A 14305-nucleotide genomic window follows, 5' to 3' on the forward strand; every position below is an offset into this window, starting at 1 on the left:
CATGACCGAAATCCAGCAGAAGGCCGCCGAGATCCTCGATGTCGGTGTGCGTTGGGGGCCGATCACCGACAACTATGAGCAGCGCATGGATGTTTTCGCGCAGGAACTCGAAAAGCTGTCCCCGCAACAGCGCGACGACCTGTTCGCCGAAATCCTGTCGCAGGATCGCGGCGCGCTGAATTCATGGCTCACCGTGGATCGCCTGAACACGCTTGTTTCCGAAGGCACGATCACCCCGCGCGAGCGCGACGCGATCTTCGACGCCTTCGGCGAGGCGTACGTCAACGGATCCATCAGCTACGAGCAGGCATTCGTCTTCGTCAACGTGTTGGGCGATGCCACCGGGCCTCTTGCCAACGAGGACAACATCAACGCACTGCTCGATACCCTGACCGGTGCCAACGGCCCCAATTCCAGCGCCTTCATCGAGAAGTTCGCCGGGGAATTCCTGGCCAACCATGTGCTCCTGGACAACATGCCGGAACCCTGGGCGCGCGCTGGCTGGGGCGCGATGGTCCTCAATGCGCTGGAGCAGTCAGGCGGCACGCAGTCGGTGCAGAACGTGCTCTCGGGCCTGACCGCCGAACAGCGCGCCGACCTGCGTAACGCCATGTCGGAGTACGGCGCCAAATACGACGCGGCGAATGGCGGCCCCGGCGACGTGCGCGATCCGATGGCGATCCTGATCGACACCACCTCGGCCCACGGCAGCACCGACGAGGTCATCGACCTCATCCACTACATCAATGACCACGCCACCGGCAATGGGCCAGGTAACCACTACTACACCCATGACAACCGCCCACTGGGCGAACGCGCCGAGGCGCTTGCGGGCCTGTTCCTCAACCACTCCGATGCCGTCCTCGACCGCCTGACGTTGCCGAGCCCGACCCAGACACCCGGCGCCACCAACGAGGGCAGCACACTGGTCGGCGAGAACCTCGCCGCGCTGTCCAACCTGGTGCGCATGACCGCCCTCAATCCTGACAACCCGCGCGGCGGCGAGGTGATGGACCGCATCAGCGCATTCACCAGCGAGAACATCCGTGTCGGCAGCATGTCCGACGCGACCGACGTGAACGGCGATGGCGTGGTCGACGGCGACGACAAGCGCGCGGTGGATGCCGGCGAAGGACGCACCGCGATGATCGGCGCGGTCATGCAGGACGCCGTCTCTTCCGGCTATGTGGACCTGCGCACCGACATCGCCGCACGCGATGCGTTCGTGGGCTTCCTGCTCGACACCGCCATTTCAGCCATCCCGGTGGGTGGCAAGCTCGCATCCGGTGCAATCTCCGAAGCAGTCTCCGATGCCCTGGGCGGCCTGTCCGAGGAAGTGCAGGAGGCCATCACGAAGAAGCTGACCGAACTCGGCACCAAGGCCCTGACCGATGCGCAGGGTCGCCTGACCGCCGAGGCGAAGTCGGCCATCATCGAGGCACTGCCGGAGGACTACGCGTATCTCGAAGGGATCAAGAGCGAATCCAACAGCTTCATCCAGACCGTGATCCTGAACTCCAGCAGCTTCCCCTACGAGTTCACCGAAGCGATGTCGGACTACGGCAGCTATATCGACGCTGCGAAGAACGCGCCGTAGCAGGCCCGGACGTTTCCGGATTCATCACAGAAAAAGGCGGCCCATGGCCGCCTTCTTCTTGCGCAACAACTTCGGTCAGACCGAGATCGGATTCGGCTTGTCGCTGTCGATCCGGTACAGCTTGATCGCCCGCGCCACGTCCTTCGCCGTCATCTTGCCGTCCTTGGCCAGCGCGTCGATCGCCGCGCGGGCGATGTGGAAGCGGTCCACCTCGAAGTGGCGGCGCAGATTGGCGCGGGTGTCGGAGCGGCAGAAGCCGTCAGTGCCCAGCACGGTGTAGGTCATCGGCACGATGGCGCGGATCTGGTCGCCCACGGCGCGCACGTAGTCCGTCGTGGCGATGGCCGGCCTTGGCGGCCTTCAAGCAACTGCGTCACGCACGGCGTGCGCTGTTCGCCTTCCGGGTGAAACAGCTGCCTCTCTGCATCAAAGCGATCCCGTCTGGAATTGGTGAAGCTCGGCAGAACCAGATTCAGTACACCGATCTAATCAGACTGAGTGCAGCGGAGGCTATGGAACCCGCCTACTGCTTTCGCCTGAACAGACGATCTCTCAAAGAAAACACCAGAAAGGGCTGCGGAACCAACACGAAGCCCAAAAATATAATGAGAGCAGCCTCCCAGCCTTTGGTCATTAAGTATGACATGGCAGCGATGCTTGCAAATATCAGTATCACAAGCTCCGCTTTAATCAGCATTCTTACACCCAATGAAATCATTCTTCTATTCTCCGCTGTACCGCCTTATCTACCGCACCCGCAGTTGCATCTACGACTACCTGCGCTGCGCTTTGGCCAGTCGTCGTCATTACCTCCCCTGCTCGGTTCGCAGACAAGGTCGTAGACGCAATATTCGGTGCTCCTGGCGCAGATGACGCTGCTGCTCGCTCTAGTTCTGCTAGTTTAGTGAGACCCACTCTGGCACCAACACCTCCCGCAACCCCGCCAATAATCGCGGATGCACCCATCTTAAGACCGTTTGGACTTTCACCGTTCGCCACATCTTGTGCACCGCTGCCGAGAGCAGCTGCCGACCCCGCAGCTTTCCCAGTATCTGCCGCTGCACGAGCAACAGCAATGGTCCCCGCGGAGGCTTTGGTAGCGAGCCCTCCTGCTATACCGCCAGTTACAGCACCGACTACGCCAGCGATAGCCACGTCGCTTTTATCAATATTGCGAATGCGATTTGCGAAGGATCCCTCGCCGTTTGCGATCTGCTGGACAGTCTCGAGACCTGCCCCTATGAAAAAACCGGCAATGCCGAACTCTCCATCGGGATCGATGTACTTGTAGGGATTTCCGTTAGCGTATCGGTACCGATTAAACAGAACGACTGGCTGCCCGATGGTCTCCACCGGATCGGTACTGAGAAAGACGCCGAGTTGCGGATGGTAATAACGCTGCTGCATGTAGACGAGGTTCGTCGCGGCATCCTGCACATGTCCCGTGTACCCGGGGCCATCCTGAACGGCTGGAGTCAGCTGCGAACCATATGGCTCGTATTCCCGCCGCTCGATGACGTTGGCGCTTGCATCAGTTACAGCCACGACGCTCCTGAGGGCGTCGGTGTGTATGTACTTGACGACCGTCTGGCCAGCTGCGGGCAAGGAGACGATCAGTAGCAATGCGCTGAAGAAGTAGATCCAGTAGGCGCGCATCACAGGCCCTCCCCCTGCGTGTCACGGATGGAACGCGGTACACCTGGGTCGCCGGGACTTCCGAACTCCATGAGTTGCTGGGGCTTCGGGGGAGATGACCACGCTGAGCAGCCAGCGGAGTTGCAGGCTCGAACCTCATGGGATGGCGCGCAATACGCCGCGCTGCTCCGCACACCGTCCACCTGCGTGGCTGGACCGGAGTACATCATCAGCCCGTTACCCGCGACCCGCAGCTCATACGTTTGGGCGGAGACCGAAGCGGTCCACTTCAGGTTGCAAGCGATCTCCGTGCGTCCTTGCACGTACCACTGCCTTTTAAGGTTTTCCGTAATCGTGGGCACCGGGGGTGGGAGCGTGACCACCACACTTTTCGCCGACGACCAGCCACCACAACCAGCTGCGTTACAGGCACGCACCTGATAGGACCAGGTTCCAGCCCCACGCCCCGCGACCGATGCGGTTGCAGCCGCGCCGTCGTGGATCGTGGACCAGCCGCCAGCGCCGAGACGCTCCTGCAACTGGTACTTCGTGGCATGCGATACGGCTGTCCAGCTGAGGGCATACGCGCCCGAGGTGCTACTGGAAGGCGCCGTCAACGCAGGTGCCGCGGTAGGCGGACGGGTCACTACGGTCGACTGGACAGCCGACCACGCCCCACAGCCCGCGTCGTTGCAGGCCCGCACCCGGTAGCCCCAGGTGCCGGTGGTCTTGCCGGTAACGGAGCGCGCAGTGCCCGCCGTGTTATGGATTGTCGTCCAGGCGCCGGTTCCCAAGCGTTCCTGCAGTTCGTATCGGCCGGCCCCCGCCATGGTTGACCACGTCACGTCGTAGGCGCTTGCGTGGATGGCTGCCGGCACGGTGAGCAGCGGCACACCAGCGGGCGGATGCACGGATGTCACGGTGCCCGTAGTTGACCATGGACCGCAGCCAGCCGCGTTGCAACCACGCACCTGATAGCCCCAGGCGCCGGCCGCTTTGCCAGTGAAGGCTTTGCTCGATCCGGCTGCATCATGCACCGTCCAGCTGCCGCTACCGAGGCGCTCCCGCAGCTGGTACGTCGCGGCTGCGCCTACCGAGCCCCAGCTGACCGTGTAGCTTCCATTGAGGCCAGTCGCCGGCACGGACAGGGATGGTGCCCCGGATGGAGGCAACTGGACCGTGGCCTCCCGGACGGCACTCCAAGTGCCGCAGCTGGCTGCGCTGCACGCCCTCACCCGGTATCCCCAGGTGCCAGCCGACTTGCCGCTCACCGCCTTCGTGGTGCCCGCAGCGTCATGGATGGTCGCCCAGGCGCCTGCGTTCAATCGTTCCTGGAGCTGGTACTTGCTCGCGAGCGGCGCGGGAGTCCAGCTGACCCCGAAGCTCCCGGTGGCGCTGTATGTGGGCACCGTCAGGGTCGGCGTGGAGAGCGGTATCGGATCCTCGAGCTGCGCGATCAGGGTGCTGCCCAGATGGACGTATTCGATGGTCTTTCCGGCGCGTTCGTCGCGCTGGAACCGCAGCGTGCCGTCCTTGCCGTATACCGAGTAGATCGCCGCGCCACCCTGCCGGGTCGCCTTCACGCGACGCCCGTGCCCGTCATAAAGGTAGGTTTCCAGGGCACCCGCGGTGCGCAACCTGTTCCCGTAGTCGAACACGTAAGGGTTGCCACTCCGGCTGCTCAGGTTGCCCTGGGGGTCATACGCGAAGGAGGAAACGGTCGCGCCGGTCGTGGTGTTGGTGACGAGGCTCAGCTGATTCGCTGCGTTGTACGTATAGCTATTGTCCCTCGCCCTTGGGCCTGCTCCGACGCGTACCCGCGTGAGGTTGTCCAGAGGGTCATAGGTGTACGCCGCAGTACCGAACACGGGCGACACGGTCTGCGTGAGGCGATCGAGACCGTCGTAGGCCATGGTCCTGTTGCCTCGCCCGCCTGCCAGGCCATCGCTGATGGCAGCCACATTGCCGTGGCCGTCATAGTCAATGCTTTCGTCATGGACGGCGTTCGCACCGATGGCATCGCGTCGACGATCAGGTAACCCTCGAGCGTTCTGCGCCAGCGTGTGCACCACCCCGTTGCCGTAGGTGAACTGCTTGACCGCGCCATTCGGGAAATAGCTCACGCCCGTGGCATGTGCGCCCGCCCGGGTCGGCTGGCCCAGCGCATTGGGTGCCTGCGCCAGCGTTTCGCCGCCGGGCAGGGTCAGCGTGGCCAGGTGGCCGTTTGCGTTGTAGCCATAGCCGATGCCCCACTGATGGGCGCCCACTCCAATGGCCTCACCCGTCAGCAGGCGTCGCCTGTTGTAGGTATAGGCAGCGGAGACGATATCGGCCCCGCCGTTGTCGACGGCGATCGTCGCCAGCAATCCATCGGCCGTGTAGCTGTAGCCCGTACTGCCAAGATTGTCCGGAAACGCGAGGGACTGCACACGGTTGCGCGCGTCGTATCCCCGTACGGTGCGCTGAACCACCGGTATATCCGCCGTATTGCAAACGGAGGTGGACGTCAACGTCGCACCGGCCCTGCTCCAGGCCAGGTTGCCGGCACCGTCGTAGGCCATGATCGTTGCGCCGGTCTCCGGTTCCACGGTCTTGCACAGCTGCTGGTGCGCGTCGTACACGTAGCTACGGGTGAGGCTGGTGCTTCCGCTGCTGTTCTGCCGCACGATCGAGGTCGGCTTACCAAAGACATTGCGTGCGATGTATGTGCGTGTGTCTTCCGGGTGCCAGATGGCGATCGGCAGTGCAGTCGATGGCTCATCGAATGCCTGGAACCACGTCCGCGTCTGCTGCCCCTTGGGGCTGGTGACAAGCGTGTATGGGCCATCCGCGTTACCGAGATAGGTGGTGGTCGTGGTCAGCGGGCCGAGTTCGCTGTCCTGCACCACCGAGCGCACGCGGCCGAGCGCGTCGTACTGCGTGCGCGTACCCGTTGATTCGCTGTGATCCGCGCTCGCGTAAGAAACGAACGTCGGCCTTCCCGCATGGTCAAACGTCTGTCGGGTGAAACGCTGCGTCTGCGACGCGTTGGCGTTGTCGTATTCGCGCACCAGCACTGGCCGCCAGAGTGCATCGAGGTAGGTCACCTTTCGGCCGTTACCAGTGGCGACCGTATGCTGCCAATGGCCAGCCGGAACGCCATGAGCCGCACTCGATGCCTTGGCCAGGGTGAAAGTAGTGGCATTCCACGCCACGGCATCGCCGGCGGGATAGGTGATCCGACTAAGCCGTCCCATGGCGTCATGGGCGTACTGGGTGGCGAATCCGTTCTCATCGGTAACAGCGGTGATCCATCCGTTATCGTCCACTGCCGCACTCTGGGTCGCACCGGAAGGGGCTTCCGGGGTAGCGGGATACCGGATGGTCTGCGGAATTCCTCGCTTCCAGCTCGATAATGTCGTGACGTTGCCCTTGCCATCCGCGACGGTCCGGATCGTCCCATCACTGTTGTAGGTCAGCGTCTGCACCACCCGGCCGAATTCCCTCGAAACCGTCGGCATCGCCTTGGCGTCGTAGTCGGTCTGCGACGCCACGACCCCGTTTACGGTAAGCCGGGCCGGCTGTCCGAGGATCCAGGTGGCAAGATTGTCGTGATACGCCGTCACCTCGTTGCGTGCAACCGAGCCCGCCGCGTCGTTGGACTTCGTAACCGACAATGCCCGCGCGAAGCTATCGAAGCTGTTCGCCTGCCAGACGAAGGCTCGGCCCTGTTGCACAACGGTGCGGCGAACCTCTGGGCGAACGGCGGCTGTGGAGGGATCGTCGCCGTTGAAGATCGTGCCGTAACGCGGGAAGAACGGCTGCTGCGCCACGTTGGCCTCCGCCAGGTAATCCACCGTTTCCGAGCGCAGCACGGAACCCGAAGAAGACACCACCTCCCGGCCCAGCAGACGCCCTTCGTTCAAGGCATACATGAAGCCATAGCGGTGACGAACGGAACTCCCGTCAGGCTGATGCACGGTGACCGTCTTATCAGCAGGACAAGTAGTGCACGGATAGGCCGCCGGAGATCCACGGCTTCCCCATAGCGGCTGATACGACCCGCCGTAGTTGTAGGTCCAGACCAGTGGGGCGACTCCCGGTCCCGCGATTTCCTTCGTACCAAGCGACATGACGTCGAAGAAATTCGGGGTATTGAGGACGTAGTACAGATAACCGCCGTCACCGCCGCCCGAACTGTGCTGCACGCGCTGCAGGCATGCGCTCGCATGAACACCGGATCGGTAGTGTCTCGTGTTGGAAAAACTGAACACCCCTACTGCACCGCTCGGGTGCGTCACCGAGAGCGCATACCCAGCCGGAATTTCCGGCGGCTGTTCGCTACATGATGCGTTGGAATTGCCGTCCCAACTCGGGATATCTGGCGTGAGAGTGCCCGAGCGTGCGTATTGCCATGAAGTCCCGTCTGGCAACGTCACGCTCGAGAGCCAACTTCCAGAATACCCGTACGTCCAGGTGCGCCCATGCGCACTGGCCGAAGTCAGAAGTCCCCCCGCATACGTCAGGGTGATAACCCGCCCGTCATTAGCAGATATCCGCGTGGGTCGGCCGTCCGCGTTGTACTCGAATGACACGGAATTGCCGAAACGGTCAATGATCCGGCTTGCCAGCAGGTAATTCCGGGTGCGAACGACACGGGCCTGCAGCGACGTAAAGATGCCAATGGTCCTGGTCATCTCGCCCTGATGGCGCGTCACCCCCACGTCGAACTCGTATCGCAGGCCCGATGACGTGCGCATGGCGAAGCCTTCGCCCGCCAGACCTCCCTTCATTGGGATGCACTCGAACATGTCCCGTTCGCGCGTAGTCCAGTTGGCGGCGGCAGCGCCTGTAGGGACCGGTACGCCCTGAGGACGGAGCAGCATCGTGCGGTCCGCCCCTCCGGGAACGTGCACACTGGTGCCCTGCCAGAACTCGGTCGGCTCGAAGCCGGGCGCGTGCGGAGTCTGCGGGTTGGAGCACCGATCGGCAGCCCACGTTCCATTGAACGTCCCGGCGATGTACGGCACATCGATGTCCCAATCGCCCGCGCCCCGCAGGTTCGCATTCCACGATCCGCCTTGGCCGACGGGATGAAGCTCGATTCTGAAGCGCCGGGTAAGGCGCACCGGCAAGCTGTTGTTCCCGGCCAGGTCGATGTCATCGACGGTGAACTCGGTCGCGCCGTTGTACAGACTGACCTGATCACCCATCAGCTGGTCGGTCAGCGCGGTGATGCTCTGCGACGATTCAACGCGCTTCCGATACTCGTGTTGCGGCTCGATCGCAACCGCTGTTGCTGCGCCACCCAGCAGTGCAAAACACGCAACTGTTTGCGCAAGGCGCACGAACCCGGGCCGCGCGGCGCGCAGCGTGACATTAAGACCCATTGCCCCTTCCCCCAAGGCGCACACATGCCGCCCGTATGCCCGGGAGCATAGTGAGGGGCATCCCGGTCTGGCTTGTCAGAAAAATCTGATTCTTTGGATGTTGTGATGGTCGTCACCCAACCGCGCGATGCCACTTGACGTCGCCAGTTGGACTTGTCCCGCCCCTGCCACGCTCGAAGTAAGATCGGCCCAGGAGCAGCTGCGCAGACAGGGAGTCACGCGATGAGTGAGATGCACTCGAAGAGCGCGTTCCTCTACGGCCAGGTCCGGCGAGCGCTGCAGTCCGGGCACTATTTGCCGGGCCAACGGATCGATCCCGCCGCGCTTGCCGCCGAATTCAATACCAGCCCCACGCCTGTCCGCTTCGCGTTGTATCGCCTCGTGGGCGAGGGCCTGCTTTCCGACCATGCGCGGAGTGGCCTGTACGTGCCGCTGCTCACCGAAGTCGCGCTGCGCGATCTCTACGACTGGATGGAGCGCCTGCTGCTGATCGCCTGCGAGGTGGGGCCGGCGCCGATCGCGTCCGCACGAATCGGGGCGCCCGATTCCGGCGCGGTCGAGGAAGACGTGGTCAAGGCCACCTGGAAGCTCTTCGATGCGATTGCCCGCTCGACCGGCCATCGGTATCTGCACGATGCAGTGAAACGCACCAACGACCGGCTGGCACCGGTACGGAGGGCCAAGCGCCACCTGCTGGACGACCTCGCCGCGGAACTCGGCGTGCTTACCCGCCTCTGGGACGAAGGCGACATCGACGGGCTGCGCGCTGCACTGCAGCGCTACTACGCACGGCGCAAGCGGCTGGTGCCGTGCATCGTTGCCACGATGAATGAAGGCCGCGAGCGCCTGCACTGAGCGGACTGTCACAGTCCGCCGGAATCATCGGGTTACAGCGCAATAATCATTTGAGAATTGCGTTTTCCGCCTCCTAGGCTGGCTTTGTCATGGGACGTCCATGACGCATCCGTTAGGAGACTGCAAATGAAGACCAACGACAGCATCCCCGCTGACGTGCGGGACGAGGTGATCGAGCTCGGCGTCGCCAGCATCGAGACCAAGGGAGCAGTGATCAATACCGAAGGTTTCGGCGGCTTGCCCATGCCGGGCATCTCCGAAGAGTGAGCCAACAGGGGCGCGCTGAAAGGCGCGCCCCTTTTTTGTTCGGGCGCCCGGATGGCCTACAGACTCCACCAGGACCTCTGGTTTTGCAGGATCGGCCAACAACTGATCTTCCTGGACGTGCACGCAGACCGGTACTTTCGGCTGCCTACCAGGGAGGAGTCGCTGCTCGTCCAACGACTGCGAGGCAACACCGGTGTCGCACCGTTGGCAATCGCCGATGGAAATCAGGTCGACCGCCTGCTTTCACTAGGATTCCCTGGTGAAAAGTTCACCAGCACACCCCCCACACGCAGCACAATGGAAGAACGCCACCAGGACGCGCCGATATCGCTCCATGCGTTGCCGGCGGTCGCCTATGCGATCGCGTCGACGCAAGCCCGCCTGAGACTCCAACCTCTCAAGAACGTTGTCAGCCACATGCAGCGATACAGGTCGAGGCGGGCTGCAAAGCCTCAGAGAGCGGAAACCACACCGCCACCCAGCGCGTTGGAAGCAGTGGACGTGTTCAATGGATTGCGCCTGTATGTCCCGATCGCACCCTGCTGTCTGCTCGACTCGATTGCCATGTCGATGTTTCTCGCCCGACACGGCATTCATTGCCAGGTCGTCTTCGGTGTGACGTCCAATCCATTTGGCGCCCATAGCTGGGTGCAAGCGGGCCATGTAGTTCTCAACGACTCGGTCGGGAGCGTCAGTGCCTACACACCTATTGGGGTGTTCTAGTGACCTATCGCTACATCGTCGTATTGGGTGATTCAGCCGAGCAACACCGGCCAGCTCCGGCTGGCCTCAGGTTGCACATGGTGGGCGGCGGCCCGGGGTCTATCGGTTCGCACCTCTGCGTCTACACATCCAGCGCAACTCCCGTCATGCCGCTTCCGGGGGGCGGCGTCATCATCGGCCACATCTTCGATGGTGCCGGCGCCCTCATCAAAGACGCCCGAGGATTCCAGTCCGCACGAGCAACGGACCACACATTCTTCCGGGACTTCTGGGGCGAGTACGTCGCGATACGACCGCTATCGGAGGCAGGTGCCTTCGACGTTACGCATTCCCCGTCCGTATCGGCCGGCCTGCCCTGCGTGTACTCGTGCGACATGGACTCGGGCTTCGTTGCCTCCCACGTGTCTCTGGCCGAGGAACTCGGGCTGTATCGTCGACGCGTGGATTGGGACTACCTAGTCCGATTCCTGGCACACCCATTCCTTCGCACAGAGCACACCGCACTGATGGGAATCCGGGAGCTGCTCCCGGGACAGCGCGTAAGGATGCCAGCCAACCGACCGGAAACCAAAGCGCTCTGGTTGCCATGGGACTTCACTTCGCGGGAAGCACGGTACGGCAACCTCGAAGAGGCGGCAGAGGCAGTGCGATCGGCAGTGATGAAGTCCGTCCGCAGCCTGGCTGCGCTGGATCAGACCATCCACATGGAGCTGTCCGGCGGCTTGGACTCATCGATCGTTGCGTGCTGTCTTCGTGGCACGGCTGCCGACGTGACCTGTTCGACCCTTATCACCTCCGACCCGGGTTCCGATGAGCGGCTTTACGCGAGCGCTGTTGCCACCACACTGGGGGCGGAGTTGCGCACGGAGGAAGTTTCCATCGAGGGTCTGCAATTCTCTTTCATCGATCCTTCGGGCCCGGTCCGTCCCAGCGTCGGCCCACTCCAGTACGCCATCGACAAGGTCATGGGCGCTGCAGGCGACCAGCTGCTGGCGACAGGTACATTCACCGGTGCCGGAGGCGATTCGGTCTTTGGATACCTGAGAACCGCCGCGCCGGCGGTCGACGCGTGGAGGGCGCATGGGCTTCGCGCCGCCCTTCCAACCGTCCACGACCTTGCGGCTCTGCATCAGTGCACGGTGTGGCGAGCCGCGGGCCTCACCGTGCGCAAGCGCCTTCGGAGGCCGTCTGCACTACCTTACCGGCCCGACACTTCCTTTCTGCAGCCCGGGTCGGCCTCTCTGGAACCACTGGATCACCCATGGTTCCACGGTCCCGCCAACATGCCACCTGGCGATCGCGAACGCATCTTCGAACTCGCAGGCAATCAGGTCTTCATGGACTACGCGCCCCGCAGGGTGAAGCGCTTCCTTAGGATGCCCCTACTGAGCCAACCCGTCGTGGAAGCATGTCTGCGCGTGCCATCGTGGATGTGGATTGCAGGCGGCCAGAACCGAGCCGTTGCCCGGCTGGCCTTCGCCGATCTGCTTCCCGCGACTGTTCGTTCGCGTCGCAGCAAGGGCACCTTCATGAGTTACCTCGGCGACGGGTACCAACGCCACAAGAAAGAGATGTGGGAATTTCTCAGGTCGGGGCACCTCTACGATCGAGGCATCATCGACCCGGCCGCGCTCGGGGCCTTCATCCGTGCGCCGCTACCTCCGCGCGACAGGTCGTTCACCCGCATCCTCGACCTGTGCCGGGCGGAGAACTGGGTCCGACATCAACACTGAGGGTCGTCCTTCTATCCCGGGCTGGTTCGAGCGCATGGAACGCCACTGCCGGTACTGCCCAGCCTTGCGCGGGTCGTCTTCCTCATGGCCGAGCAACCAGAAAAGAAACCAATCCAGGTTCCGCTCGTACGCGGCCAGCTTGTGCCTCGGCTGGAACTTCTGATGGGGTTCGTTAGGAAAGACGTACAGATCCGCGATGCCTTCACGCAACATCGGGATCGCGTAATCGAGCGAGTGGATGTACTCCTGCTCCGGCAACTGCATGAGCACCGGCGCACGCAGCGTCCCGAGGTTGAGGTCCGGCGAGAGGCGGCGCCATTGCTCCGGCGTCTCCTCGGGCCCTCCGGCTTGCCAGAACCGCTGCAGGCCCGCCAGGAATGCCTCGCCCCTCAGACTCCCCAGGAGGTAGTACTGCCGGGAAATCGCGGGTGAGCCGACGGACGCTACCGCCAGCAGATCCGAGCGCATGAGCACCCAGAACGTGGTCTCCGCACCAAAGCTCAACCCACCCATGCCGACGCGCCGGCGGTCGATCTGTCCATCGGATGCAAGGAGTTCTACCGCGCTGCGGACGGCGGCCAGGCCGTCGTCGTAGCGCTCCACCGCGTCGATCCGGTACGGCGCGGCGTTGATGCACAGTGCCGTGATGCCGCGTGCGGCAAGGGAAATCAAAGGCCACTCGTCCCCCACCCCACCCCGCACGAAGCCGGGACACAGGTAGTAGGTGATGAACAACGGTGCCGCGTCTTCGCCCTTGTCGCGCGCAAAATAGAGCTGCCCGGTGAACTCGCGGCCGTGCTCATCATGCCAACGCATCAGCCGCACCGAGATGCCATCGCCCAGGTCGCGTGCCAGAGCGTCATTCGGGTCGAACAGCTCCGCGGCGGCACCCGTCGTGAGATCCACGCTGATCAGCCGCGGTGGCCTGATGGCCTGCGCAGCCACGCAGACAAGCGCATCGCGCGATATCCCACAGGGACTGGATCGGGCACGCCCACCGGCGACAAGGCCGTCCGATCGGATGATCTCGCGCACCTGCCCCGAAGCAACATCCCAGGCGCGGATCGTCTGTGCCAGTCCGAGCCGCGGGTCCGTTACGGTGAACAGCACCTCATCGCTGCCCGGCCGCCATTGCACGCCCGTAATGGCCTGGTTCGTGCAAAGCGTCGCTCTGCACTCCAGTGGTTGCGTTCGGTCGTCTACCCAGACGGACAGTTGCACTTCCGGCGCCTCGAGCAGACCGTCCGCGCCCCCCACGCGTGTGAGCAGGGCGATCCGGTTTCCATCAGGCTCCCTCGCCATCTTCCAGGGTGATGGTTGTTCTCTCGGCAATACAACCTGCTTCTCCGACAAGGCTGGCGCCTCAGACGGCGCGAGGTCGTGCACCGCGCCGGTTGCCAGCTCCACACTCCTCCATCGTGTGGGGGTCTCGGCCAATAGTGGTACCCGGTCGAACCATTCCCCAAGGCGCTGCGTGGCCAGCCTGCCGCCAGCCGCGCCGGAGCGGAAGAGCCCCTGCCCCACCGGGATGGACGCATCGATACGGATGCCCTTGTCGTACTCGAGTTCCTCAGCTTGGCGCACCTGCTCGCGCGTCGGCCCTACCCCATACGTGAGCAGTTCTCCATCGCCACTCAGCACGAACCCACGCACATCGGCGTCGTCGCTCGTGACAGCTTCGGCACCCGAGCCATCCGCGGCGGCGCGCCATACGTCGAGCCTGCCGTCCACGTGAGCGGTGTAGTAGATCCACCGCCCATCGGGTGTCCACGTCACCGACGCCGCTAGCGGCTCTCCCGCCGAGTCGCGCAGCAGCGTGCCGCAATCCGCTATCCGGACGGGTGGCAGCGACCCGTCCACACGCTGCACGTACCAGAAGCAGTCATAAGCGTTGCGTTCCACCGAAGCCCGCTCATACCGGAACGCGACGTGTGCACCATCGGGCGAAATCACCGGTGACGCGAGATCCGCCACCTCCACCAGCCGCCGCGGCCCCAAGCCGCCGGCATGTGCCGCGGCGCTGACGATCAGTACCACGGCTGCGCCGACCAGCGCGGCCACATGGCTACGCCTCCCGCGGACTGCAACCGTCGTAACGACAACCGGCAACCGTGCGTCGCTGCGCA

8 protein-coding genes and 1 pseudogene are annotated in these 14305 nt (G+C 63.5%); 5 read left to right on the forward strand and 4 right to left on the reverse strand.

What is annotated here, in order from left to right; translation table 11 throughout:
* Window position 1: 1 nt before the first annotated feature.
* Complete coding sequence (locus ERL55_RS13590) at window positions 2–1597, forward strand: hypothetical protein (RefSeq protein WP_164972210.1); 1596 nt, start codon at window positions 2–4, stop codon at window positions 1595–1597.
* 75 nt (window positions 1598–1672) lie between these two features.
* Here ERL55_RS13590 and aceE read toward each other — a convergent pair.
* The 3 genes and pseudogenes from aceE to ERL55_RS13605 all read right to left on the reverse strand — a co-directional run.
* Window positions 1673–2058 (reverse strand): annotated as a pseudogene (gene aceE / locus ERL55_RS13595) (pyruvate dehydrogenase (acetyl-transferring), homodimeric type); the annotation flags it as partial.
* Window positions 2059–2311: 253 nt separating this feature from the next.
* Entirely contained in the window at window positions 2312–3253 is a 942-nt protein-coding gene (locus ERL55_RS13600; RefSeq protein WP_129136898.1) for an RHS repeat-associated core domain-containing protein, read from the reverse strand.
* Window positions 3253–8601, reverse strand: a complete 5349-nt coding sequence (locus ERL55_RS13605) for an RHS repeat protein (RefSeq protein ID WP_129136899.1) — start codon at window positions 8599–8601, stop codon at window positions 3253–3255. Before ERL55_RS13605 ends, ERL55_RS13600 begins: the two co-directional genes overlap by 1 nt.
* Before the next feature lie 222 nt (window positions 8602–8823).
* Between ERL55_RS13605 and ERL55_RS13610 the strand changes: the two genes are divergently transcribed.
* The 4 genes from ERL55_RS13610 to ERL55_RS13625 all read left to right on the forward strand — a co-directional run bounded on the left by ERL55_RS13610 (window position 8824) and on the right by ERL55_RS13625 (window position 12179).
* Complete coding sequence (locus tag ERL55_RS13610) at window positions 8824–9456, forward strand: GntR family transcriptional regulator (RefSeq protein WP_241685781.1); 633 nt, start codon at window positions 8824–8826, stop codon at window positions 9454–9456.
* Window positions 9457–9582: 126 nt separating this feature from the next.
* On the forward strand, window positions 9583–9723 hold the full coding sequence (locus tag ERL55_RS13615; RefSeq protein WP_129136900.1) for a benenodin family lasso peptide: 141 nt from the start codon (window positions 9583–9585) through the stop codon (window positions 9721–9723).
* Window positions 9724–9774: 51 nt separating this feature from the next.
* Window positions 9775–10446 (forward strand): lasso peptide biosynthesis B2 protein, encoded by a 672-nt coding sequence (locus tag ERL55_RS13620; RefSeq protein WP_129136901.1) that lies wholly within the window; start codon window positions 9775–9777, stop codon window positions 10444–10446.
* Window positions 10446–12179 (forward strand): asparagine synthase C-terminal domain-containing protein, encoded by a 1734-nt coding sequence (locus ERL55_RS13625; RefSeq protein WP_129136902.1) that lies wholly within the window; start codon window positions 10446–10448, stop codon window positions 12177–12179. The genes ERL55_RS13620 and ERL55_RS13625 overlap by 1 nt, the downstream gene beginning before the upstream one ends.
* Here the strand turns inward: ERL55_RS13625 and ERL55_RS13630 are convergent.
* On the reverse strand, window positions 12102–14240 hold the full coding sequence (locus tag ERL55_RS13630) for an Atxe2 family lasso peptide isopeptidase (RefSeq protein ID WP_164972211.1): 2139 nt from the start codon (window positions 14238–14240) through the stop codon (window positions 12102–12104). The two genes, ERL55_RS13625 and ERL55_RS13630, sit on opposite strands and share 78 nt — an antisense overlap.
* Window positions 14241–14305 lie beyond the last annotated feature (65 nt).

It is taken from the genome of Luteimonas sp. YGD11-2 (genome assembly GCF_004118975.1).
Taxonomy (GTDB): domain Bacteria; phylum Pseudomonadota; class Gammaproteobacteria; order Xanthomonadales; family Xanthomonadaceae; genus Luteimonas; species Luteimonas muca.

What these genes read in the sequence shown, in the direction of transcription:
- ERL55_RS13605 (WP_129136899.1), bottom strand. Translation starts at nt 8,601, where the DNA reads ATGGGTCTTAATGTCACGCTGCGCGCCGCGCGGCCCGGGTTCGTGCGC.
- ERL55_RS13610 (WP_241685781.1), top strand. Translation starts at nt 8,824, where the DNA reads ATGAGTGAGATGCACTCGAAGAGCGCGTTCCTCTACGGCCAGGTCCGG.
- ERL55_RS13600 (WP_129136898.1), bottom strand. Translation starts at nt 3,253, where the DNA reads ATGCGCGCCTACTGGATCTACTTCTTCAGCGCATTGCTACTGATCGTC.
- ERL55_RS13615 (WP_129136900.1), top strand. Translation starts at nt 9,583, where the DNA reads ATGAAGACCAACGACAGCATCCCCGCTGACGTGCGGGACGAGGTGATC.
- ERL55_RS13620 (WP_129136901.1), top strand. Translation starts at nt 9,775, where the DNA reads ATGGCCTACAGACTCCACCAGGACCTCTGGTTTTGCAGGATCGGCCAA.
- ERL55_RS13590 (WP_164972210.1), top strand. Translation starts at nt 2, where the DNA reads ATGACCGAAATCCAGCAGAAGGCCGCCGAGATCCTCGATGTCGGTGTG.